A 23,544-nucleotide genomic window follows, 5' to 3' on the forward strand; every position below is an offset into this window, starting at 1 on the left:
AGAAACGGCCTCACTCCAGACGAATACTGGAGTGAAGCCGCTTAGGAACACATAAAACTTTATATTATTTCATTTGTCAACTTGACAGGGCATAGTGCAAGTTACTTCAGTTGGACCTTTATTCGCTTTGAGATTAACTTTGCGGACGCTATCGCCGTGGGTGCGGCTGCCGGCGCTGGTGGCATCGGTTATCAGCTTTTCATGTCGAGTAGCTTTTATTTCAATTTTCACGAAGTCGGCGTCATGGTCTATATGATCTTAGCCTTTGCGCTAGTACTGGAAATCATTTCCTATCGTCTGCGTTCTGTTACTGATCAGTAGTCGAATAACGCCGTTGAACTAACTATTAGGAGAAAAATTTATGATTGAAGCCATTGTATTAGACTGGGCCGGTACCACTGTTGATTATGGCAGTCGGGCGCCCATCATCGCCTTTAAAAACGCCTTCGCTCACTTCAACATTGATCTGAGCGAAGCAACTATCCGTCAAGATGTCGGCTTAGATAAAATGACCCACGTACGTAAATTACTTCAAGAACACGAGATTTCAAGTTCTTGGGAAGCCAACCATCCTACCATTCCGCTAACCCATGCCACGGAAACAATTTATGCTCAGTTTCAGCTTGAAATCAACAAAGTATTGGTCGCAACCGCTGATTTAAAGCCCGGTGTAACTGAATTAGTCAAGTTCGCTAACTCACATCATATTCAATTGGCAACCACAACGGGATATACACAAGCGATGCTTGATCAAATACTGCCTTTAGCAGCTGAGCAAGGTTACAAACCAATCTATAACATCACCTCAGAACAAACCAATCTCGTTGGTCGCCCCAAATCAGACATGATTGATCTTGCTGTGAAGAAAATGTCGATTGCTGATCCAACTCACGTGATTAAAGTTGGCGATACCGTCAACGATGTCCTAGAAGGTAAAAATGCCGGCACAATTTCTATCGGTGTGGCCGAGGGCGGTAATTTAATTGGACTGTCTCAACAGGAATTCAATCAATTGAATGTTGAAGAACGTGCTCGATACCGAATCAAAGCAGCTGCAATCCTCAAAGAAGCTGGGGCCGATGAAATTATTAATAACCTCACTGATTTAATTCCACTGATTGAATCAATTGATGATCAGCAACACAAACCGCCACTATTGCTAACCCCCGGACCACTAACAACTAGTTCAGCAGTTAAAGAAGCCATGCTAGTCGACCATGGTACTTGGGATGATGATTACAAGGCACTTACACAATGGGTGCGTCATGAATTAGTGACGATCGGTAACGCTTCAGAAGCAGATTATACCGCCATTTTAATGCAAGGCAGCGGTAGTTTTGGCGTTGAAGCTGCTATTGGTACAGCTGTTCCGAAGAAAGGTGCCACATTATTAATCGCCGCAAACGGTGCTTACGGTGATCGAATGATCGAAATTGCGGAATATTTAGCAATCCCTCACGTTGTACTGCCAGTACCAGAAGATCAAGTTGTCACGTTAACAGCAGTAGAAGAGGTGCTAGCAGCACATCCAGAAATCACCCATTTTGCGGTTGTCCACTGTGAAACCACGACGGGGATTTTAAATCCAATCGAGTCCATCATTCCTGCTTTGGCAGCTAAGGGCATTATTACATTAGTCGATGCCATGTCTAGTTTTGGCGGTGTCCCAATTGATTTAGAACAGCTCCATGTTGACTACCTCATTACCAGTTCAAATAAGTGCATACAAGGCGTACCCGGTTTCAGTATCGTGTTAGCCAAGAAGCACACCTTGCTAAAAGCCAAGGGAAACGCCCGCTCCTTAGCACTTGATTTATATGCCCAATATCAAACTTTTGAAAATCATGATGGCAAATGGCGTTTTACATCACCGACTCACGTTGTTTACGCCTTTGCTGAGGCCTTACGAGAACTCGATCAGGAGGGTGGCGTAAGTGTCCGAACACATCGTTATCAGACTAACGAAACGCTTTTACGTGAAGGCATGCAGGACCTTGGCTATGAATTAGTCATTGATAAGTCCGTCCAATCACCAATTATTACCTCTTTCAAGTTTCCAATGACTGACTTTGATTTCCGAGCATTTTACGACTATCTCAAAGACCGTGGCTTTATCATTTATCCTGGAAAGGTTTCAAAATGCGATAGTTTTAGGATTGGCAATATTGGTGAAGTTTCTGCCGAAGATATCCATCATCTACTGGATTTAATCACAACCTACACCAAAGAAACGTTACAGTTACCGGTTGGTAACTAACAGCGGCTACCTTAAACAACATTAAGAGCTACTCCCCCCGAGAAAAATATTTCGATAATAACGCGCACTAGTAATTCTCCGAGCAAGGAGAATTACTAGTGCGCGTTAACTTTTAACGATAAAGGTATTATTAAGAGAATAATTGTTTCACATGAAATAAAAAATGCATATTGCCCAGTTATTTTTGATCAACCAAAAAAAATAAAAAAATTTCTTGGGGTATACCAATTGCTAAAAATATTTACCTATAGTATTTATATTCAAGCGCTTAAACGTTGACTTGTGAATGTAGATGGGCTGATAGCAGCACATGTGAGTAAATTAACATGAATTTAACGCTTTTTCTCGTGAAAAAAAGCGCTATCCTATCCAAACATGAAATCGCTTTAAATTTAGTCTTATAGGCAATGTAAACGTTTGTGTTTTTTTAATAATGAACTACAATTAATACTGTTAAAAACTTATAGCAATTATACGTTAGGAGAGATTATTGTGCGTGTTCGTCATTTAAGTACTTGGTTTATATTCACTTTCGGCGCACTGGGTGGCCTTTTATTTGGATTTGATACTGGTATTATTTCAGGTGCATCATCACTGATTGAACACAATTTCAGTCTAAATATTGAACAGACTGGTTTCATTACCTCGTCCGTTCTAATTGGTTCCTCAATTGGTGCCTTGTCAATTGGTTCTTTATCAGATAAATTTGGTCGGAAGCGGCTTTTACTGTTTGCTTCTATCCTCTTTTTAATTGGTTCAGGATTATCAATGACCGCTTCAGGATTTGTCTCAATGGTTATTGCCCGGATTATCTTAGGGTTCGCCGTTGGGTCTGCTTCTGCATTAACACCAGCTTACTTGGCTGAACTAGCTGATGCCCCTCACCGTGGATCACTTGGGACCATGTTCCAATTGATGGTTACGGCAGGTATTCTGTTAGCTTATGTATCTAACTTAGGCTTCTTAGGACATAATTTGTTAGGTATCCGTGATTGGCGGTGGATGTTAGGATCAGCTTTGATTCCTGCACTTTGCCTGTTCTTCGGTTCATTAGTCTTACCTGAATCCCCAAGATACTTGGTTGAAATAGGTAAAGTTGATGAAGCCAAAGAAGTCTTGCATGATCTGCGTGCTAAGACCGATCAAGATCCCGATAAGGAATTAGCTGACATCCAAGCCGTTGCTAATCAGCCTAAGGGTGGCATTAAGGAATTATTCACCTTTGCCCGTCCAGCTGTTGGGGTTGCCATTGGTTTAATGCTGTTACAACAATTAGTTGGTATTAACTCTGTTATTTACTTCTTACCACAAGTCTTTATTAAAGGATTTGGTTTTCCAGACGGTGATGCGATTTGGGTTTCCGTTGGTATTGGGATCGTCAACTTCGTGTTCACGGTTGTGGCATATAAAATCATGGATAAGTTTAACCGTAAGACCATCTTGCTCTTCGGTTCAATCGTCATGACAATTTCAATTTTCATCTTATCATTCCTGAACTTCACTATGAGTGTTAAGGCTGCTGCGGTACCAACGATGATTTTAATTGCCATTTATATCATCGGTTTCGCGGTTTCATGGGGTCCTATTTGCTGGTTAATGTTAGGTGAAATCTTCCCATTGAACGTTCGTGGGATTGGTAACTCAATTGGTTCAGCTGCTAACTGGATCGGTAACTTCATCGTTTCACAATTCTTCTTAGTATTATTGACCTTCTTCCACAACAACGTCGGTGGTCCATTCTTAGTATTTGGTTTCTTCGCCATCGTCTCAATCTTCTTTGTTATCTACGCGGTTCCTGAAACCCGTGGCAAAACACTTGAAGAGATTGAAATGGAAATGCGTCATAAAGAAGCAGCTAAGGAAGCTAAAAAAGCCGCAAAGTAATCTTTTCTGCATTTAAATATCCAAAAGGATCTCTGAATTAAAAATTCGGAGGTCCTTTTTTTACCCGATAAATACATTTCTCACGTCTCTTCGATGGAAACTGGCGGGTAAATCTGATACTATGTAGGGACGGATTCACGTTTCTTGATTTCGACAACCAAAAAGTGAGGTACTAACTTTGTTAACTGTAACCAATGTGTCCATGAGTTTTTCGGACCGTAAACTGTATGATGACGTTAATTTAAAATTTACTCCCGGCAACTGTTACGGCATTATTGGTGCTAACGGAGCCGGCAAATCAACTTTTCTTAAAATATTAGAGGGTCAATTGGCCCCTACTACCGGAACTGTTTCAATGGGCGCAAACGAACGCATGAGTAGTTTAAAACAAGATCACTTTGCCTTTGATGAGCAAACCGTCTTGAACACTGTTCTGCAAGGCTATGAACACCTCTATCAAGTCATGACCGAAAAGGACGCGCTCTATGCCAAAGCCGACTTTTCCGATGAAGACGGGATCAGAGCTGCTGAACTTGAAGGCGAATTTGCTGAAATGGACGGCTGGAACGCTGAAAGTGATGCTAACCAATTGCTTCAATCCATGGGTATTGCTGAAGATCAGCAGCAAACACTGATGAAAGACCTGCCAGAAAGTGAAAAGATCAAAGTCTTACTAGCTCAAGCACTATTTGGCAAGCCTGACGTATTACTTCTGGACGAACCGACTAACGGTTTGGATCCCATGACCATCAGCTGGCTAGAAAACTTCCTAGCTGGCTACGACAACACCGTTTTAGTTGTCAGCCATGACCGTCACTTCTTAAATGCCGTCTGCACCCATATGTGCGACGTAGATTTTGGTAAAATTCAACTTTTCGTTGGTAACTATGACTTCTGGCTACAAAGTTCAGAACTCGCCTTAAAGCTGCGTAACCAAGCTAATTCCAAAAAAGAAGAACAAATTAAACAGTTGCAAGATTTCATCGCGCGATTCTCAGCAAACGCCTCAAAATCTAAGCAAGCAACTTCTCGGAAAAAACAACTCGATAAGATTACCTTAGACGACATCAAACCCAGTTCTCGTAAATACCCATTTATCAAATTCACGCCTGAGCGCGAATTAGGCAATGATTTACTGCGGGTTGAAAATGTCAGCAAGACGATTGATGGTCACCAAGTGCTCGATAACGTTAACTTCATCCTCCGTCCTGGCGATAAGGCAGCGTTAATTTCACGTTCCGATGTGACCACTAGTATTCTGATGCAACTTCTGGCTGGCACGATGGAACCCGATACCGGCTCAATTACTTGGGGTGTCACAACTAACCGGGCTTACATGCCTAAGGATTTAAATCCCGAATTTAGCAACGAAAATCTGAACATTCTCGAATGGCTGCGTCAATACGCCAGCAAAGAAGAGAGTGACAACACTTTTCTGCGTGGTTTTCTCGGTCAGATGCTGTTTAAGGGTGATGAAGTGCTCAAAGAAGTTCCCGTCCTTTCTGGGGGCGAAAAAGTCCGCAGTTATCTTTCTAAATTGATGCTAAGCAAGGCCAACGTCCTCTTGCTAGATGACCCAACTAACCATCTGGATCTGGAAAGCATCACGAGTTTAAACGATGCTTTGGTTGATTTCAGTGGTTCAATGGTCTTTACCAGCCATGATCATGAATTTATTCAAACGATTGCTAACCATATCGTTGAAGTTGGTCCTAAGGGTGTGGTTGACCGTGCCGATACCACCTATGATGAATTTATGGCACACGAAGCTGCTCAAGCGCAAGTCGCTAAAATTTATTAACAGTAACGAAGGTCTATTAAAAAACGTCATCTCAAAATTTGAGATGACGTTTTTTAATGTTCTTTTTTGATTTTGAAATAGCTGCCACGAATGGTTCCTGCTAACTTAGATTTCTGCCGGGCAAATTTAAATTTATCTACAAGTTCCACTGGTACTGCCATACCATCTGAAAGCTTAAAGCCAACCGACCGTTTTCCATCAGGATCTAAAGCGTACATGACGTTGATCGCCAATCCGCTCTCATAGAATACATAGGTCCATCTAGTCCCTTCAACCTCGAACTGTGAAACTTCTAAGGGTTTAGATTGAATCTTCAAGTCCCGCTCTGACAACACATCATTAACATAGTCCACTAACTCTGGATGTTCACTAGCTGGTTCCGTCACGTATTCGTGCTTGTATTTATTCCAAAAATACCGTGCCTCGTTAGCGCGTAACCCAGCTAGTGCTGGTGCGACTGGTGATGCCTCTAAGCCAGTTTGTTCAACGTTTTTAAAATCAACTTGATAGCTCATTTATTCACCTCATTTTTAACATTATCCGCTGATGCCATTTCAAATACAGCTGTTCTTAGTTTACCACCCGGCACATTAGTGACACGGTTAGTTTCAGTTTGATAAAATCCCATTCGAGTGTAAAATTGTTGCGCACTAAGGTTAGTCGTTAAAACCTCAAGATAGATCTGCTGATACTTAGCAGTTAACGCCTTCAGTACCGGTTCAATCAACCGCTTACCAAGCCCTTGATGCTGGTATTCTGGCAAAATATAGATGGAATAAAGCTCACCATATGCTGACCAAGCAGCTAATCTAGCTGGTCCGTAGCTACACACGCCGACAATCTGATTCGTATCCGTTAGCGCTAACTGCATATTTTGCCAGCGTTGTTCAGGCTGCCACGTTGCCGGGGTTAATCTTTTTAAAATGGTACTTGGTAACTGATTTTGATAAGTTGCCAGCCAGGTCTGGTAATAAACCTGACGAATAGCATCAAAATCTGAATTTTCATTAGCTGGTTCAATGGTGACTGCTGTCATACTGAAAACTCCCCAGAATTATAATTTAGCCTTGCTGGACAACCGTTAGACGATGCTGCGCCAGATTAATAATTAACTGTTCAGGTAGTGGTTTGTCATACGCAACGTGCCAACTGCCTTTGGTGGTTTGGTAGTCAGCCAATTCAGCTGATAAAAACGCAATGCCCTCACTCGTTGGGTAGATGCCAATATGATGCTGATTGGCACCAAAATAGAGCACCGCTTTGGGTTGGAAAAATGCCGGCATCCCATAAGAAAGCCGTTCTTCTGCATTGGGCAAAACTGTCTTCAGTAACCGATATAATTTTATCAGTTGCTGCTGGTGTTCTTGCGGTTGTTTAGCGATATATTCTGTAATCACAGTCATCATCTAGCCCCTACTCCACGACCTTCAGTTCGAAATCAATGTGGGGAATGCCATCCTCTAAATACACATCCGAGACCGGCTTAAAACCAAACGATTCGTAAAATTTTTGCAGGTAAGACTGGCCGGCAATTTTAATATTATTTCCCGGGAAATCCTGTTCAATTTCTTCAATCGTTGCACTGACGATTTCCCGACCCAGATGCTGTTTTCGAAAGTCCTTGACCACTAAAACCCTGCCAAAGCTCATATAGCCCGGTTCAGAACTCTTAACGATCCGGGTATAAGCTGCTAACCGCCCATCAACTCGTAGAATCATATGAAGGGCGTCATCATCTTGATCATCAATTTCTTGATAAGGACACTCCTGTTCGACTACGAAAACCTTGACCCGGGCTTTCATAATCTCTAGTAATTCAGGTACCGATAATTCTGCCGTTTTCTTTACACTTAGTCTCATAGAGGTCCTCCATTCCATCTTTACAGTCGATTACCCGTTGAAATTTAAATCACTTTATATCAATTTTAAAGGCATTATAACATAATCGATAACTTAAGCTTATCACTTACCGTCCTCTATTGTCGTCACGTTACTCGTTCAATTTACACCAAAAACGGATTGCTGAAATTAAAAAAATCAGCAATCCATTTTTGTACTTACTTATTTAATTACGCTTTTGACGCTGCCTCGTTGCTAGCTGTTTTAAAATCAGCTACTTTAACCACTGCGCGATAAGCGTTTCGTATTCTTTAACCAGCTGTTCCTGCTCCACAAATCGTCCAAATACCTGAATCGCATCCAGCTGGTCTTTCAGCTGCGGTGTCTGGATAGTTAAGTTTTCTGTCCGTTTAGCATCCGTTTTCCCTTTTAGTGATAACCATTTCGTCACGTTCATGGTACTTTGAATCGCAGTAAACGTCTCGATTGAAGTATGCTTCAGCTTTCGGTAAAGGGTATCTGCAATCTGAATCCCCTTACTGTCAAGATCACCGAGATACGTAAGTTGAACACCCCGGGCTTCTAATCGCTGAACCACCGTGATATAGGTTGAATTAAAATCATTGCCGCTCTGATTAATTAACGGCCACTCAGGGTTGCGTTGGTGCAAAAGGACAAAGATTCCGTTGTTCTCTACGATCACTGCTTGTCGGTTTTTTAATGGGTAAGCCAGCATTTCGGGAACCTGCCACGGATTGAGGGTTAATGGCTGAGGGATGTCTGTCTGAAAAACATTGGCACAGGTAAACGCCATCCCAATTAACTTGGCTGAGAGCTGATCGATTTTTTCATGCTCAAAACAGTGCCGCATGATCCATTGATAATAACTAAACAGTTCCGGATCCTCACTGGCATTATTTAAACTATGGGCGGTCAGACCAAGATCTACGGCTTGTTGTCCCAATGGCGGTAAAACTTTTCCTGCCGCTAGCTGGTCAAACAACGGGGTTAAGGCAGCTGCGTTCGCTGGCGCTTTTCGTTTTGTTTGTTCCTCATACATATTTATATAATCAACCATCGATGTCCCGTTATCTCCAATTCATTGTCTGCTGTACTTGGTTAGTGTGGAAACGCCCATCGTTTTGCTGCTTGGGCGCAATGACGTCATAAACCACGTTTTCAACACCATCAGCCAAGATCTTATTCTGCGCACCGCTGGGCATGGTCGCAATGAAATTAAAGCCAAAATTAGCAATCGTTCTAGCAAACGACTTGGCCGTATCCGGATCCAGTTTATCAGCGAATTCATCAAACATCACTAGGTATGGCGCATCGTCTTTTTTAGCCCGTTCTAACACCATTTTAGGAACTAATAGTAGCGGCAATACCATGGCTTGAGCTTTTTCGGCACCAGAACCACCGGACTGGACAAATTTATCATCGACCTCTTCAAACTCATCATCGTTATTTTGCCGCCGCTTGATCAGCACCCGAAAGTTTGACCATTGCCGTGTATCCAACAGTGATCTCGCTGCATCCATGAACGCGGTATCGTCATCCGCAATTTCCGTATTATTCGCCAAACGATTCAGCCGATTCTCAACTTCTTGTAATAAAGCTGGCCGCTCCTGCAAGCGTGCATTTCGTGCTTCATCAATCACTGCCTGATCAACCGTGTCAGGCGTTAACGTCACTTTCAGTTTAATACTCTGGCTGTCTAGGCCACCTTCCGTTAACATCCGGTTATACGTATCGATAACATCATATTGCGCGCTGATCAACGTGACTGCGGCAGTCACATAAGCGTGATAAGCCACGTCATTCCCCATTTTCATCTCTGCCAGTGCTCGCGTCACATTGGCTTCGTCGTTGACCATCAGCGAAAGAGCTTGTTGTAAGTCAAATGCCGGTAGGTTAACGGCACCGTCTTGGATGACTGACTGCTGTCGCATCTGCTCGGAAATAGCCGTGTAACCTCGCTCCTCAAATAAATCATCAAGCGCATTACGATCAACCCGGTCACCATCATGCCGGTGAATAAGCCGCCTAACTTGGGTACTAAAATCGATAATATTGCTATTTCTGATCTGACTGCGATGACTTTTTTCAAAGTCTAAGACATCATCAATACTGTTCAAATGAACGTCATCCGGATAATATGGTGCCAGTTGTTTGACCGCAGTCAAAATAGCTTGTTCCTGATCTGTCAGTTCATCATGCAGCGTCTTCAAACGGCCTTCTTTTTCGCCGATTCGGGCCTCATTACCACTGATTTCGCTCGTAAACTGCGCCCGTTTTTGATTATACTGCTCAACTTCGCTGTTGATCTGCTTAAGCTGGTCCGGCAAAGTTTCATCGATTTGCTGGTGAGCTAATTTTTCTGAGAGCTCCTGAATCTCTCGTTTAACTTGTTCAGCATCAAATTCCAAGTCCATCGTGGTCTGCAAGCTTTCCAGATTAGTTTGCACCAGCTGTCTTTGGTCGTGTTTAACTTTTAACTCGGCTTGGGATTGACTAAGCTGATTTAACGCGTCTATCAACCTATCGCTTAACGTTTTCAAGCTCGTCATTAATGTCTGATCTTTTAACAGTTGCTCTAAATCAGGATGTTCATTGATTAAAGTTTGCATTTGAGCGACTAACTGCTGATACTGCGCATCCATTTGCGCAGCACCGGCCTCATGGATGCGTTGGTTATCACTGTGCAGCCGTTCACGGGTCCGCCCCATCAAGGCGCCTGTAGTATCCTGATCGATTGCGGTTCCCATATTCGTTTGTATGCCTTGAACGATTGCCACATCTTTACTGGTTCTGTTACCAGCATCTTCAAGGCCGTGATAACGGGTAATTAGTTGCTGATAGGCTTGTAAGTAGTCTTTCAAATTCGAACTGATTTCTTGTAGATCAACTTGAGTAATAGTCTTAGCTAGGCCAATTAAGTGCGCACTTTTAGCATTCAGGGCCGCTTGTTGCGGCACTAGCTGTTCTGCTTTAATCTGCTCAACCTGATCATTAGCGCTATCGATATCCGCTTGCAGCTGGGCAAGGTTTTGCTGATACTGCTCAACTTGCTGACTTTGCTGCTCATTACGCGCTAACGTTGCTTGCAGAGAAGTCACTCGCTGCTGATATTGTTCCCGCAATTCAGCTGCCGCTTGTTGCTGGGCAGCCTTCTCTCGCAACGCCTTGAGCGTTTCTTCAGCACTTGCTAGAAGCTGACTAACAGTGTCATTTTCCTTTTTGATAGCCTTCGTTCGAATCACCAGCTGATCACGCTCATCACTAATTTCCTCAAATTCGGTATGAGCCTGAGTATAAGGACCTAATAACTTACTTTTTAGCTGATTCAAATTCCGCCAGAAGATTTCCTGCCGCATCCGTTCCAACCTTTTTTGCGCGGTATCGATCCGCTTTAGAACCCCATTTAACCGATTCACTTCACGCTGACTATTAGCGACCCGTTGGATCACCTGGCCATCAATACCTTCTTGAGCGGTCTTCAGTGCCTCTCTAATTGGCGTAAAGCGCGCATTACCAGCCGTTAAAATGGGTGACGCTAATAACCGGTATACTTTTGTCAGCTCGGCTAGTGCATTGCCACTGGTAAATCCATAAACATGTTCGGCAACGTATTCACGATAATCATCCGCACTTCGAAAAATAACGAGTTGCTTGCCAAGGGATTCATTAGCTGCCTTAAACGCTTCCCTGTCTAGTCCCTTACCATCCGCATCCGTCGTTACGATTTCCAAATCAGGTGCTAGTTGTTCTCGAATCGCAACAAACCACCAGGTTAGCTTACGCTTATCACCAACGGCGCGATGCGCACCGATCCCCAAAATAACTTGGCGACTGCTGGATTTTAACGTCATGTAACTGTAGCCGGTACGTACTTTCATCGCACCGTCGCCCCAACTGAGCAACATACTATCAAAGTTTCTTGTATCTCGTGCACTATTCCGGGCAGTTGCTGATTGATCTAATTTTTCGGTCCCCTTCGCCGAATTAAACGACGGTGTAGCGATTGAACCATCGATCAGCATTGGGAAAAAGCAGTTCGCTAGTGTCGTTTTGCCGACCCCATTATCACCAGTTAACGTCAGGTTACCCTTTTCGGAAGCGTCAACATCTAACTTGATATATTTATTAAATTGGCGGAGATGAAAAGTCACTGGCACGAGGTGTTCTTGTAAAGTCATTGTCATTAGTCGTCCTCTCTAGGCGTACGTACTTGAAAGCGGTCTGCAAGCGGTGTTGGTAACACGAATCCATCTGTCTGATAGGCTAATGCATTATCCCAAAGCATTTCCTTGACCGCACTGGGGCTTACCGTGTTATCTGGATATAATTGACGGGCAATTAACTGGATTCGTTTAGTAAGCTGGTCAGCCTCAAACCCCTCACCCAGCGAATGCGCAACGGCAATCGCAATCATAAACGGCCGGGCCGTACTCAATTGGCGATTACGGTCAAGCAATAGCGCGTAGTCATCGCCGCACTCAAGGTCAAAGCGACCAAGGACTTGCCATTGCGCCGCGATTTCTGATTTATTGGAAACTAATTTGGCCCACAAACTCGGTGTGGTCGTTGGACTTAAAAAGCGCTTCTTCAAGAGTGCGCGATTGACTTGCTGCTGATCAGTATATGCCGTCACATCATCCGGCCTCATCAAACTATTGACGATAGCCTGGGCGACCAACACAAAATCGGGACTGATATCCCAATACTCATTAACTTCCACTTCTTCATCCGTAAACGCACTTTCTGGTAGATCCGGCTTAAAGAGTTTAAAGCGCTCAACAAATAGTTGTGTAATGTAGCGAAAAATCACTTTTTCACTTAAGTTAGCCGCTTCTGAATAAACTTGATTGATAATCATCTTAGTCTCAACCACTTGGCCAGTCTGGTTATCTTGAATGTCTGGTAAGTTGATGACCGCCTTCAACGTGGCCAGCAGGACATGAACTTCGTCCGGATTTAAACTGCCTGGTCCAAATAATAAGAGTAAATTAGCTTGATAATATTCCGGCACGACTCCCAACAAATTGCGAAAGTAAGCACTGATCCGCTGCTGATGCGACCGCTGCTTGACACTATTAATCGCATCGATCTGAGTCGTTGCCATCCGTGGGGTAATGGCCGTTGTAAAGACCTGGTGATCAAGTAATTGATTGATCACATAACGCTCCGTTGCTTGCAGTTCAATCATTTTTGTTCACCTCGTTGTTCAAATTCAACGCTAAAACCACTGGGGAGATACACACTAAAGCGTTCGTTGCGGCAATGCAACTGGATCTGCCCGGTATGAGGTAAGGCTTTAGCATTAGTGATAGCCCGTCCAAACGCGGAAAAGCCACTGTATCGGTCATAATTTATCGCACCATATAACCGAGCAACTTCATCACGGGCAATTTGAGTCTGAAAGTTGAGATCACCATCCACCACGACCGTGTCAGCATCGCGCATAACTAGTGCCTGAAACTCCTTTAAGCCGGCTTCTGCATCCCGTTCAATCTCAGTATCTGGAGCCACCGTTGGATTATCATCTTCAGTGGCTACCGCTCGCTGTCGGTCAACCGCCGTATACTGAACGGGGCCCATTGTTGTGGCATCGAGTAGATCAGTTGGGTCTTCAATGTCGCGGTCTTTTGCGAGATGTTGGGGCAACGCTTCAGGAACCAATAATTGCTGATAGCGTTTCATTAACTGGTCAATTTTCCCAGTCAGGTCTTTAATATCGATGGTCTGCTTATTAATATGGTCGAATTCCCGGCTCAATAAACTAATGGCTCGTAAAATCGTCTCAAACAGCAGGTAAATTGAGTCCATGCTGCCATCAATGGCACTGGAACTGGCTTCAAAACTAAGACTCATGGCGACCATTTGGCGGCTAACATACGCAGTTGTTTGCCGGTAGCGATGAATCATGCTGACCTTATCATCAATGGCGTGATTCGCATCTAGATCATCCGTCCCCTGCTGACTACGTGCTACCCGTTCAGCAAACGCCGTTGAATGCGCGAGTTCGTGAATGATGTGGCCTTGATCTAACAGTGTATTAAAAGCGGGCACCGCCTTATCTTTCAGCATCTTTTGCAGGTGCTGGGCGGCTTGGCTGCCATGATTAAAGGCGAGATCATTTGCCAAAGTTTCCAGATCTTCATCCAACTTGTGCATCCCTTTAGTCACATCATCATAGGCGGTGATCATATTATGGAAGTTATTATACAATTCCGTACTGATCGCATCCGCACTGTCATCAGCCAAAATGGTAATTAATCGCTTAAAATCATTGATTCGATTGGTATTGGAAACCACGGTATTTTCCGCATCGACCACCTTTTGCATCATTTTAAGGTACTCAATGCCGCTGCTCGTAATCTGATAAATATCGGATTGCCGGGTGTGATAAGTCCCGCTTTGCATCCGCTCCCGGATCTTTCGTCGAGATTTTTCAACTAATCCAGCTTGGTCAGCTAGCTCTGTTAAAACACTGGTCATGACTGCATCGGTTATAGGTGCCTCGTCATTTTCAGCGTCTAAATAAGCGACGTTATATTGGTTGATCAAAAATCGTCTCGTGCGTGGTTGTTCGTTTCCCACACTGCCCTGATAAAGAATTGTTAGAACGTCCCACCCAGCTAACGGATGGTCACGACTGGAGCCTAAATTGGTTGCCAGCAAAAGGCGTTTAAGTGCTGGCGCTATTTGGATAGTAATATGCTGATTCCTCCTATACAGATTATTAATTAGAAGTATATCGTGATTTAGTCACTAGCGATAGCTATCTACGCCAAAAAGGACGATTTCCGTTAGAAATCGTCCCTTTCTGACACTATTATTCTATTAAAAAATTACTTGATTTCGCGTTTCAAATACTCTTCAAAAGTGGTTGGTTCGCGTCCAAGCAACGTCTTAAGCACAAATGGATTACCATCCAAGCCCCACTTAGAATAAGTATCAGACAAATGCTTAAATGCTTGACGCATATAAAGATCATTAATGTGATTCTCATCCAAGAACTTTTCGAGGTCGATATGAGTGGCAACAGCGTGTTCGCCAGTCATCTTGTTATAAGTATCAACCAAGTCTTGAGGGGTGTACGTCTTCTTAGTGCCGACTAATTCGAAAGTTGCCTTGTTGTAGGTATCTGGGTCCTTAGCAACCTTAGCGGCAACTTCACCGACGTCCAAAGGATCAACGTAGCATAATTTGCCATCAGAAGCATAGAAGTTTTCGTACTTACCAGTATCGTGCACCCGTTTAGGATCAAAGTTATGCATATAGTGCATTGGCTGCAAGATGGTGTATGGCAATTGCGTTGACATACCAGCATAGATCAAGTGCTCTTCAGTATCACGCTTTTCAACGTGTTGCAAGAGTGTGGTCAAGATTGGGTGAGTCACAGAAATGAAGATGAATTGTGAAACGCCGTTCTTAATGCTTAAATCGATCATTGTCTTACCGATCAAACCTTCCTCTGCGGAAAACAGCGGTGGAATGTAGGCAATCTTATCACTGGCTTTAGTAATTTCATCAATTACCGTAATATCGGTTAAATCACCGACGAAAGCCTGCTTGATACCTGGTAAATCTTTAACTGCTGGGTTAATGTCAGCTGCACCGACTTCGAAGCCAGCATCCACTAATGCTTTAACAACGTGGCTACCAGCATGTCCAGCAGCTGAAGTAACTGTAATCATAAAATAGTGCTCCTTTCAAATCATCTGATCATGCAAATCAGGATAGTTAAACTACCACGGTACGATACCGGCATCTTCTGTGAAGGTCCCGTTAGCATCGTTCTTAGGGTCTAAGGCAAGTGTAATGGCACGGTGAGCACCACTTTCAACTGGCTTAGCACCATTCTTTTCAAATAATTCCTTGTCGACCAAATCAGTAGCGGTCATACCAGGGTTAACTGAGTTGGCTGTAACGTTGATCTTAGCGTCTCTGAATTCCTTACTAAAGGCAACGGTCATGGCGTTCAAAGCTGTCTTAGAAGCTTGGTATGGGAAGGAAATAATGTGTGAGAACATGGACTTTGGATCTGTAGCTAAGCCCAATGAACCCATATCACTAGTAATAGTGATGATCTTACCATATGAAGCCTTCTTCAATAGCGGAACTGCAGCTCTCGTCATTGCATAGGTTCCAAAGAAGTTAGTGTCAAAGGTCTTACGTAACTCTTCGACAGTTGATTTCGTTGGTAAAGCATCTTGATGTCCTGGGATACCAGCATTATTAATTAAAATATTGAGGTAGCCGAATTTATCATTAACGGTTTTAATCGCATCATCAATGTTTTGTTGATCGGTAATGTCACAGTGTAACAAAGCAACGTCTAATCCTTGATCTTGTAATTCTTTAACGGCTTTTTGACCAAGTTCCATATCGTAAGCACCGATGAAGACGAATTGACCATGTTGTGCTAATGTCTTAGCTTCAACAAAACCCATACCTCTTTCGGCACCAGTGATCAACGTCACAATTTTTTTACTGTCAGCCATTATAAAACACTCCTTTTCTTATAAGCATTTAATAACTATTTCACATGAAACATTAAAGCCATTCTGAACTATCTGCTGATTTTTCGGTTTCAGCTACTGTACAAGTAGGCTTGATGCCGTTAGCAACTAATTGACGGGCACACCAGTTAGCAACACTGCGAGGCTTGTGATCCAGTAATTCGATCAATTGCTTGTTGTTACCAGCCCAGCCCCACTTGTTGTAAGTTTTACGTAAGGCATAGAAGGTTTCAGTTGCGAAACTGTCGCTACCTGCAAAGTAATCTGGCCAATATTCAACTAACTTATCTTCAGGTACGGAAATTGGTGTAATTTCCTTACCAGAAACTTTGCTCATGACAGTGGCAACGTCTCGTGGTGTCATGGATTCGTTACTTGCAGTGTAGATCGCGTACTTGTAGCCATCTTCAGTCAACAGTTTAGCGGCACAATCGGCAACGTCCAATGGGTCGACCCATGAGACCAGCTTGTCGATGTCACACATACTTGGATATTCACCCATATCGTAGAACATCTTCATGAAGATGTTTTGATGATACGTTGAAGGCCGAATGACACTCCAGTCTAAGCCGCTTTCAAAACCACGATAAAGTAGGTATTGTTCATCCTTAGCTTTCATCCGGTGTTGCAGCAGCGTGCTCATGTTCGGGTACATGCAAGAGAGGTAAACATACTTGCTGACCTTAGCATCGATGGCTGCATCGATTGCCATACGGCCCATCTTAGCTTCTTGGTAAGTAAACTGCGGTGGAATGTAAAGCACCCGATCGACGCCCTTCATTGCTTCAGCGAGGAATTTTGGATCACGGCTATCACCAACAAGGGTTTCTTTAACTCCTTGTTGTTCAAATTTCTTAATGTCTGGGTTCATGTCAATGGCACGAATATCAAACCCTTTTTTGGCAAGGTAAGGGACGATCTGACGACCAACTTTACCATATGCGCAGGTAACTAGTAACATATTTCACAACCTCCTTTAATGACCATAGTGTATCCCCTTTCAACAAACTCGTCAAGTATTACTTTATGAGTTTTCTTTAAATTATTTTCGTGTATAATAGTTTTGAACAGAGGGGGAAGATTATTATGACGGGGAAACAATCACAACGGCAGGATCAATATAATCGCGGTAAACAGCTATTTATCGATACTGCTAAGCACCTTTTTAAAACCAAAGGGTATGATAAAACTAAAGTCAGTGATATCGTTAATGCCAGTGGTCGAAATGTGAGCACGCTCTATCACTATTTCCCAGCAGGTAAGAAAGATATCGTTAAAATACTTCTAATTACGGATATTAAAGAAGAATTTGACAAATTAGCCACCTTAATGGCGCAAGAAAGTGACCGTTCGCTCATTGATGCACTACATTTATTTTTTCATCAGTTCGTGGCCATTTTTTATCACAACTGGTACTTAATGTCGATTATGCTTTACTATAAAGATGATTTTGAGGCTGAAGTGACCCCCATTACGCGCGAAGGGACCGATCATATGCGCAAACTGCTGGCCACCTTCTTGCAAAAACGAGTTGACAACAGAGAGTTGTATATCACTGATTGTAACGTGGCTGCTAAATTATTCTTTGCGCCCGGGATGGAAGCCATCATCGTTAATTTTTCTGAACCTGAAAAAGACGTCTTTGATACTACTGAAATCGACCAGCTGATTGCTATTTGGCAACGAGAAACGGTTTTCTTTGATCAAGATAAATAGAATCGGAGGCAATAAAAATAGTCTGAAACTACCATCCTTCAGTAGTTTCAGACTATTTTTGTGAACCAAATCTTTAAGCATCTACCACACTAAAACGTTGTCTAATGTACTTAGAGTCAGTCATTTCCTGTACGATTGCTGCAGCAAAGTTACCGATAGTTGTTGTTTCCTTACCGTCTTTGTTTACCATTGGGTGGTCGCCACCAATTTTAAAGTTGGTTTTGGGTCCTTCAATTAACTCATTTTGAGGAGTAGCAGCGATCCAATCGACGTTATTGATCCACTTTAAGTATTCAAATTCATGACTTTGCTGAACTGGTGCGTCGATCCAAGGTTGACCCGCGTACTTTTTCAACACCGTATCGATCATTGGTTGGCCATCGTCATCTAATAAAGTGCTGGCACCGATGATAAAGACTAATTTCGTAGCCGTATTTTCACGGAACATGGTGATTAAATTAGTCGCCACATCGATATGCTGATAAGCCTTTGGTGACGCAAAAGCATCCACAACATAATCAAATCCCTTTAAATCTGAATAGGTCAATGCTAAGGCATCCTTTTCCAGAATTTGGGCATCTGAACCAAATAACTTCTGCCCCTTTTTAGCATCGCGGACGATTGCCGTGACCTCAATATTCTGCGCAGCTGCTTCTTTGTAAATCGCTTGACCAACGTGTCCTGTTGCCCCAATAATACCGACTTTCATAATAAATCCCCCCATAATAAAGTTTAAATTTAGTTAATTCCAATTAGGTTGCCGACCACTGATATAATATAACCAATTTTAATTCACCTGTCAACCATTAATCATTTACCACTTAATCAAGCTAACATTTCATGGTGAGTGACTTTCATCAATAGCTAAAATAAAAAAACAGCCATCTTCCAATAGCCGTCTTTTAATACGCCTCATCCCAGCTACCGGCAAATTCCGCGAATAGTGCATTGATCGTCGCACTATTAAAGGTGTTGCCACGACTGCCGGTATCTTCTATGCGTTCTGGACCACGACCAGCCAGGACAACCGGCAATTGGTGCTGTTTAGCCTCGATAAAGGACTTCATCGTCACCATCTTTTCCAGTTCAATCTGATGGGTCCAGCTCGCACCAAAATCATAGATATACGTCACGTCGCCCTTTTCTAAATCTGGGTAAGCGAAGAACTCAGTTTCGTTGCGCATTCCTTCACCCATATCAAAGTTCGGCATAACAATACCATACTCAGTAGTAGGATCCTTGACTGGTGAAAAACTATGCAGATGACTATTTGTCCAACCAAACAACACTTGGATAATAGCGTGAAGCTGGTCATAGCGAATACTCGTCGGGACCAGAACCCGTCGCCAAGTCCCCGGCTTTACATCACTTAACGTTACTTTTAGTTGCATAATACTACTCTCTGTCATAAGGCACCCCCACAAGCCAAGTTAGACTATATACGCTCGCCCATCTGATAAATGCGATCAAATACCTGATTTTCAACATTTCGCTCTGACAGACTTCGTGAATGAATCGTACTGCCAGGCCGATTGACCTTAGTATACCTCACGGCCGGATCGTAGCGATACAGGCCGGGATTATTCGCAACAAAGGTCGCTGTAAAAAGATAATCTTCAGCAATCGTTAATGACTCGTCAAACAGCAGCTGCTGTTGTCGCAGGGCCGGCAATGAGTAGGCTTTATTCCAAATATAACCGCCGACTTCTGAACCGTGCCGGCTGGCTTGTTGAAACATCTCTTGCTGGGATAACTGTTCATAGTGATCCCGTTGATCAAGTGGTTGGCTCCACCACCGATACCCCACCGCAACTGCCGGTGTATCGGCTTGAAAGCCCCGTGCCAGCGTTTTAACGTAATCCGGATGTAAGCGATCATCGCCGTCAACAAAGGCGACTGCATCGCCCGAAGCATGGGTGATGCCAAAATTCCGGGCAGCAGATACCCCTTGATGCGCGGTAAATTGTTCCACATGAAACATTGGGATGCCATTAGTAAATTGAACTGCCTTTTCTGCCGTGCCATCCGTCGAATGATCATCTACCAGCCAAAGTTCAAAGGTTTCTGTTTGAGCGGCAATTGTTGCCAGCGTATCAGCAAAATAATGACTTAAATTATAGGTTGGTACCACTAATGTCAGCTTGGTCATCGTATTCACCCCACGAATTTAATTTTGCTGTCATTATGGCAGAATATACGACATAGTCAATTATCTTCACTCACTATTAAAGGCCTGCCCAAAGCGACAGACCTCAATCTTTATTTAATGTTTAAAATATTTCGCCATCCGCAATCTTAATCAGCACTGTCCGCGATGGAATAAAGAATAACTCCCCGGTTTCTGGTGTTGAGAAGTCCAGCAGGCGGTCAGATTTAGTAAACATTCCTTCTAGCATCCGCTTAGTGACCTCCCAGTGACGCGAATACCCAATGAAATAGGTCCCGTTAACACCTTCAGTCGGATTAGAAAACGGGACGTTCATCCGCACGATTTTATGCTCAACGCCGCCTTCGTTATCCTGAGCGACGATGTTATGTGCATTGGGAGCCTTCTGGTCGTCTTCCAATTCTACATCGTTAAACTTTTTACGCCCAATTGCTTGTTCCTGCTGTTCAGTTTTCAACTTGTTCCAGGCTGTCATATCATGAACATACTTCTGGGCAAAGGCATACGACCCATTGATGAAAGCTGGGTCTTCGTCACCAATCACCGCGTAATCCGGGGTATCCAAAGCACTGGGATTTTCTGTACCGTCCACGAACCCAATAATGGCACGGCCCTCAAAGTACCGGAAGCCATGGGTTTCATCAAGTACGGTGACGTTGTCTTGAATCCGTTCCATCACCATCGTCATTAATTCAAAGGGTACCGCTGAATCCTTGGCCCGAACGTGAAAGAACAAATCTGCCGGTGTTGCTGGTGCCGTATACTTGGGGCCTACCACTGGTTCAAATTCTTCCAACTCCTTAGGTCGCTTAGCATCCGGAAAGAGGTAATCCCAGGCTTTGCGCGAAAAGCCAAACGCTACGGCTAATCCAGCATCTGGGTAGCGAATATTCAACGAATTTTCAAACGCCGGTAAGTGCTCTGCCAAATCTCGAACCATGTCTAAGTCAGCATCGTGATCTTGCCGCTTTAAATTCAGCGTTGAAAAGATAATGTTGCTACCTGCATCCTTATAGACTGACTGGACGTCTTTTAAATCAATTGTCATATTAAATTCCTCCTTATATACATTAGAAATGCATATACAAAGTTTAAAGAGTGTTCTATTTTAGAACTATTCTTAATTGACTTAATTTTAACACTTTTAAATGCCGATTAAAGCGCTTTCTAAATTTTTTGATGACCTTATTATCATTACCATCAAGTTGCTCTACTCAAAAGTACATAATTGATTAATTTGCCAAACTTATCCAGATTTGGTGAGCAAAATTCTAAATTCTGTCAGCCCATCTATATTAAAAGAGCGTGCCGATCAGTTAACAATACTTGATCAGCCCACTCTTTTCGATATAATTCACTCTCTAACTTTTCGCATAAGGATAATGCGCCATCACTGGTAACTGGTCCCACTTCACTGGGTAGCCAGCACCATGGGCACAAAATACAGAGTCCGGCGTATTTTCCAAATCTGCCACTGGATTGTAGTCTTTATCCGCTATCACCTCAGCAGCATTATGGCACGGCCGATAGCCGTCAACCACGCATTCCAGTTCACCTTGACCATGGGTATAGGCATTCACCGTCTGAGCATAACCCTGCATCTCAGCCACCGGTGCGCTACCAGTAAGTGTGACCACTGTACCACCAGTATTATCTGGTGTTTCAAATTCGCCGGACATCCGCTGAATATCGTTCATCGCCCGGCCAACTTGGTCTTGGGTGACCATCAGCCGAAATTGATACCAGGGTTCCAGTAATTGTGCCGAACCTTGCTGTTTAGTCATCATCAACCCCTGTCTGACCGCTCGCCAAGTAGCTTCTCTAAAGTCGCCGCCAACCGTATGCACAATACTGCCACGGCCACCGATCAACGTGATGCGCATATCGGTGATCGGCGCGCCAGTCAACACACCAAGATGCTGCTTAGCCGCTAAATTAGTCATGATCAGATGCTGCCAATTTTTACTTAGTACTTCCAGGGAACAATTAGCAGCAAAACTCACACCGCTACCACGTTCCGTTGGCTCCATAAGCAAATGCACCTCAGCGTAGTGTCGCAAGGGTTCAAAGTGGCCAACACCCTCTATTGGTGCAGTGATCGTTTCCTTATATAAGATGCTACCTTCATCAAAGGCCACATTAAGCTGAAACTGCTGTTGCAGTAACTGCTGGATCACTTCTAGTTGCATGGTCCCCATCAACTGCACCCGAATCTCCTGCAGTTGATTGGACCAAGTGACGTGCAACTGCGGATCTTCATCTTCCAGCTGCTGCAATGCCGTTAAACAGGCGTGCAAATCGTTCCCATTCGGATCGACCTTATAGGTTAGCACCGGCTGCAGCAATGGGGTCTTGCTGTCGGCTAGGCCACCTAAGCCTTGGCCCGGACGAGTACCCGTTAGCCCGGTGATCGCGCAGACTTCGCCGGCGGTAATCGACTGACTCACCGTGTATTTAACCCCATTATACTGCCGTAACTGATTGATCTTTTGGTCGGGTAACACCTCATCACGGGGATGCAGTTCACCGCCAGTAACGCGAACCCACGTGAGCCGCTCGCCCTTTTCGTCGTGAGAAACTTTAAAAATGCGCGCACCAAATTCACTTTTAGGTGCCGGTTCACTGGTCCACCGTTCCAAACCAGCCATCAGCGCTTCCACGCCAGTTAATTTAAGAGCAGCCCCAAAATAAGTTGGAAAGACCTTCCGCTGGCTGATCAAGTGCTGAATCACGTCATCGCTAAGGGTCTCTGAAGCCATGTAACTATCCAGTGCAGCATCGTCCTGCAAGGCAATATCTTCATAGCTATCTGCAATCTTTTCACCGTCAAATGCTAAACAACCTGGTGCTAATTCCGCCTGAAGCTGAGTCAGCATCTCATCACGATCAACGCCTGGGGCATCCATTTTATTCACAAAAATGAAGGTTGGAATCTGGTATTGGGCTAACAAGCGCCACAGCGTCCGCGTATAGCCTTGAACGCCATCGGTAGCGGAAACTACCAAAATCGCATAGTCCAAAACACTCAACACTTGTTCTGTCTGGGCACCAAAATCCGCGTGGCCCGGCGTATCCAGTAACGTTAAGTTAAGTTGATGATACTGTAAACTCGCTTCGTGAGAAAAAATCGTGATGCCGCGTTTCTTCTCCAGATCATCGGGGTCAAGAAACGCATCACCGTTATCCACGCGGCCCAGCTGTGAAAGGGTCCCGGCCCGATACAGCAACGCTTCAGATAAAGTCGTTTTCCCTGCATCCACGTGGGCAATAATTCCTGTTACGATGTGTTTCATATGGCCACGCCTCCTGTGTTTATTCAATACTCCTATTATTCCATGATTTCATTAATAAT

At 43.7% G+C, this 23,544-nt stretch carries 20 protein-coding genes and 2 pseudogenes; 6 read left to right on the forward strand and 16 right to left on the reverse strand.

Features of this window, described 5'->3' with window-relative positions:
• Positions 1 to 108 precede the first annotated feature (108 nt).
• The 5 genes and pseudogenes from FFM73_RS07850 to FFM73_RS07865 all read left to right on the forward strand — a co-directional run.
• Positions 109 to 321 (forward strand): annotated as a pseudogene (locus tag FFM73_RS07850) (ABC transporter permease); the annotation flags it as partial.
• Positions 322 to 361: 40 nt separating this feature from the next.
• Positions 362 to 1,108, forward strand: a pseudogene (gene phnX, locus FFM73_RS12995) (phosphonoacetaldehyde hydrolase); the annotation flags it as partial.
• A gap of 18 nt (positions 1,109 to 1,126) precedes the next feature.
• The gene (gene phnW, locus FFM73_RS13000; RefSeq protein WP_235874480.1) at positions 1,127 to 2,257 is read left to right on the forward strand and encodes a 2-aminoethylphosphonate--pyruvate transaminase; all 1,131 of its coding nucleotides are present in this window, start codon (positions 1,127 to 1,129) and stop codon (positions 2,255 to 2,257) included.
• Positions 2,258 to 2,749: 492 nt separating this feature from the next.
• Positions 2,750 to 4,141, forward strand: coding sequence for a sugar porter family MFS transporter (locus FFM73_RS07860; RefSeq protein WP_137631226.1), 1,392 nt, complete (start codon positions 2,750 to 2,752; stop codon positions 4,139 to 4,141).
• A gap of 178 nt (positions 4,142 to 4,319) precedes the next feature.
• On the forward strand, positions 4,320 to 5,942 hold the full coding sequence (locus FFM73_RS07865; RefSeq protein WP_137631227.1) for an ABC-F family ATP-binding cassette domain-containing protein: 1,623 nt from the start codon (positions 4,320 to 4,322) through the stop codon (positions 5,940 to 5,942).
• 53 nt (positions 5,943 to 5,995) lie between these two features.
• Here FFM73_RS07865 and FFM73_RS07870 read toward each other — a convergent pair whose 3' ends face one another.
• The 11 genes from FFM73_RS07870 to FFM73_RS07920 form a co-directional block, all read right to left on the reverse strand.
• On the reverse strand, positions 5,996 to 6,457 hold the full coding sequence (locus FFM73_RS07870; RefSeq protein WP_137631228.1) for a DUF8821 family protein: 462 nt from the start codon (positions 6,455 to 6,457) through the stop codon (positions 5,996 to 5,998).
• Positions 6,454 to 6,978: a GNAT family N-acetyltransferase gene (locus FFM73_RS07875; RefSeq protein WP_137631229.1), complete on the reverse strand. Its 525-nt coding sequence runs from the start codon at positions 6,976 to 6,978 to the stop codon at positions 6,454 to 6,456. Before FFM73_RS07875 ends, FFM73_RS07870 begins: the two co-directional genes overlap by 4 nt.
• Positions 6,979 to 7,003: 25 nt before the next feature.
• Entirely contained in the window at positions 7,004 to 7,348 is a 345-nt protein-coding gene (locus FFM73_RS07880; RefSeq protein WP_235874477.1) for an iron chaperone, read from the reverse strand.
• Between the two features lie 7 nt (positions 7,349 to 7,355).
• Positions 7,356 to 7,802: a GNAT family N-acetyltransferase gene (locus tag FFM73_RS07885; RefSeq protein ID WP_137631230.1), complete on the reverse strand. Its 447-nt coding sequence runs from the start codon at positions 7,800 to 7,802 to the stop codon at positions 7,356 to 7,358.
• A gap of 253 nt (positions 7,803 to 8,055) precedes the next feature.
• Entirely contained in the window at positions 8,056 to 8,859 is an 804-nt protein-coding gene (locus FFM73_RS07890; protein WP_137631231.1) for a DUF2399 domain-containing protein, read from the reverse strand.
• Between the two features lie 10 nt (positions 8,860 to 8,869).
• Complete coding sequence (locus FFM73_RS12775) at positions 8,870 to 11,986, reverse strand: SbcC/MukB-like Walker B domain-containing protein (RefSeq protein ID WP_235874478.1); 3,117 nt, start codon at positions 11,984 to 11,986, stop codon at positions 8,870 to 8,872.
• Positions 11,986 to 12,990: a hypothetical protein gene (locus FFM73_RS07900; protein ID WP_137631232.1), complete on the reverse strand. Its 1,005-nt coding sequence runs from the start codon at positions 12,988 to 12,990 to the stop codon at positions 11,986 to 11,988. Before FFM73_RS07900 ends, FFM73_RS12775 begins: the two co-directional genes overlap by 1 nt.
• Entirely contained in the window at positions 12,987 to 14,351 is a 1,365-nt protein-coding gene (locus FFM73_RS07905; protein ID WP_235874479.1) for a hypothetical protein, read from the reverse strand. Before FFM73_RS07905 ends, FFM73_RS07900 begins: the two co-directional genes overlap by 4 nt.
• 284 nt (positions 14,352 to 14,635) lie before the next feature.
• Entirely contained in the window at positions 14,636 to 15,484 is an 849-nt protein-coding gene (locus tag FFM73_RS07910; RefSeq protein WP_137631234.1) for an SDR family oxidoreductase, read from the reverse strand.
• A gap of 51 nt (positions 15,485 to 15,535) precedes the next feature.
• Positions 15,536 to 16,291: an SDR family NAD(P)-dependent oxidoreductase gene (locus FFM73_RS07915; RefSeq protein ID WP_137631235.1), complete on the reverse strand. Its 756-nt coding sequence runs from the start codon at positions 16,289 to 16,291 to the stop codon at positions 15,536 to 15,538.
• Positions 16,292 to 16,343: 52 nt separating this feature from the next.
• Entirely contained in the window at positions 16,344 to 17,270 is a 927-nt protein-coding gene (locus FFM73_RS07920) for an SDR family oxidoreductase (RefSeq protein WP_137631236.1), read from the reverse strand.
• Positions 17,271 to 17,395: 125 nt separating this feature from the next.
• On the opposite strand from FFM73_RS07920, the gene FFM73_RS07925 reads away from it, so the two are divergent.
• Positions 17,396 to 18,025 (forward strand): TetR/AcrR family transcriptional regulator, encoded by a 630-nt coding sequence (locus FFM73_RS07925; protein WP_137631237.1) that lies wholly within the window; start codon positions 17,396 to 17,398, stop codon positions 18,023 to 18,025.
• Positions 18,026 to 18,098: 73 nt separating this feature from the next.
• Here the strand turns inward: FFM73_RS07925 and FFM73_RS07930 are convergent, their stop codons facing one another.
• The 5 genes from FFM73_RS07930 to FFM73_RS07950 form a co-directional block, all read right to left on the reverse strand.
• Positions 18,099 to 18,734: an NAD(P)H-binding protein gene (locus FFM73_RS07930; RefSeq protein ID WP_137631238.1), complete on the reverse strand. Its 636-nt coding sequence runs from the start codon at positions 18,732 to 18,734 to the stop codon at positions 18,099 to 18,101.
• Positions 18,735 to 18,927: 193 nt separating this feature from the next.
• Positions 18,928 to 19,434 (reverse strand): plasmid pRiA4b ORF-3 family protein, encoded by a 507-nt coding sequence (locus FFM73_RS07935; protein WP_137631239.1) that lies wholly within the window; start codon positions 19,432 to 19,434, stop codon positions 18,928 to 18,930.
• A gap of 26 nt (positions 19,435 to 19,460) precedes the next feature.
• Complete coding sequence (locus FFM73_RS07940) at positions 19,461 to 20,174, reverse strand: glycosyltransferase family 2 protein (RefSeq protein ID WP_137631240.1); 714 nt, start codon at positions 20,172 to 20,174, stop codon at positions 19,461 to 19,463.
• A gap of 121 nt (positions 20,175 to 20,295) precedes the next feature.
• Positions 20,296 to 21,240, reverse strand: a complete 945-nt coding sequence (locus FFM73_RS07945) for a Dyp-type peroxidase (RefSeq protein WP_137631241.1) — start codon at positions 21,238 to 21,240, stop codon at positions 20,296 to 20,298.
• A 313-nt stretch (positions 21,241 to 21,553) separates the two neighbouring features.
• Entirely contained in the window at positions 21,554 to 23,485 is a 1,932-nt protein-coding gene (locus FFM73_RS07950) for an elongation factor G (RefSeq protein ID WP_137631242.1), read from the reverse strand.
• Positions 23,486 to 23,544 lie beyond the last annotated feature (59 nt).

Source organism: Secundilactobacillus hailunensis, assembly GCF_005405185.1.
Lineage (GTDB): Bacteria > Bacillota > Bacilli > Lactobacillales > Lactobacillaceae > Secundilactobacillus > Secundilactobacillus hailunensis.

What these genes read in the sequence shown, in the direction of transcription:
- FFM73_RS07870 (WP_137631228.1), bottom strand. Translation starts at nt 6,457, where the DNA reads ATGAGCTATCAAGTTGATTTTAAAAACGTTGAACAAACTGGCTTAGAG.
- FFM73_RS07875 (WP_137631229.1), bottom strand. Translation starts at nt 6,978, where the DNA reads ATGACAGCAGTCACCATTGAACCAGCTAATGAAAATTCAGATTTTGAT.
- FFM73_RS07880 (WP_235874477.1), bottom strand. Translation starts at nt 7,348, where the DNA reads ATGATGACTGTGATTACAGAATATATCGCTAAACAACCGCAAGAACAC.
- FFM73_RS07885 (WP_137631230.1), bottom strand. Translation starts at nt 7,802, where the DNA reads ATGAGACTAAGTGTAAAGAAAACGGCAGAATTATCGGTACCTGAATTA.
- FFM73_RS07890 (WP_137631231.1), bottom strand. Translation starts at nt 8,859, where the DNA reads ATGGTTGATTATATAAATATGTATGAGGAACAAACAAAACGAAAAGCG.
- FFM73_RS12775 (WP_235874478.1), bottom strand. Translation starts at nt 11,986, where the DNA reads ATGACAATGACTTTACAAGAACACCTCGTGCCAGTGACTTTTCATCTC.
- FFM73_RS07900 (WP_137631232.1), bottom strand. Translation starts at nt 12,990, where the DNA reads ATGATTGAACTGCAAGCAACGGAGCGTTATGTGATCAATCAATTACTT.
- FFM73_RS07910 (WP_137631234.1), bottom strand. Translation starts at nt 15,484, where the DNA reads ATGATTACAGTTACTTCAGCTGCTGGACATGCTGGTAGCCACGTTGTT.
- FFM73_RS07915 (WP_137631235.1), bottom strand. Translation starts at nt 16,291, where the DNA reads ATGGCTGACAGTAAAAAAATTGTGACGTTGATCACTGGTGCCGAAAGA.
- FFM73_RS07920 (WP_137631236.1), bottom strand. Translation starts at nt 17,270, where the DNA reads ATGTTACTAGTTACCTGCGCATATGGTAAAGTTGGTCGTCAGATCGTC.
- FFM73_RS07925 (WP_137631237.1), top strand. Translation starts at nt 17,396, where the DNA reads ATGACGGGGAAACAATCACAACGGCAGGATCAATATAATCGCGGTAAA.
- FFM73_RS07930 (WP_137631238.1), bottom strand. Translation starts at nt 18,734, where the DNA reads ATGAAAGTCGGTATTATTGGGGCAACAGGACACGTTGGTCAAGCGATT.
- FFM73_RS07935 (WP_137631239.1), bottom strand. Translation starts at nt 19,434, where the DNA reads ATGACAGAGAGTAGTATTATGCAACTAAAAGTAACGTTAAGTGATGTA.
- FFM73_RS07940 (WP_137631240.1), bottom strand. Translation starts at nt 20,174, where the DNA reads ATGACCAAGCTGACATTAGTGGTACCAACCTATAATTTAAGTCATTAT.
- FFM73_RS07945 (WP_137631241.1), bottom strand. Translation starts at nt 21,240, where the DNA reads ATGACAATTGATTTAAAAGACGTCCAGTCAGTCTATAAGGATGCAGGT.
- FFM73_RS07950 (WP_137631242.1), bottom strand. Translation starts at nt 23,485, where the DNA reads ATGAAACACATCGTAACAGGAATTATTGCCCACGTGGATGCAGGGAAA.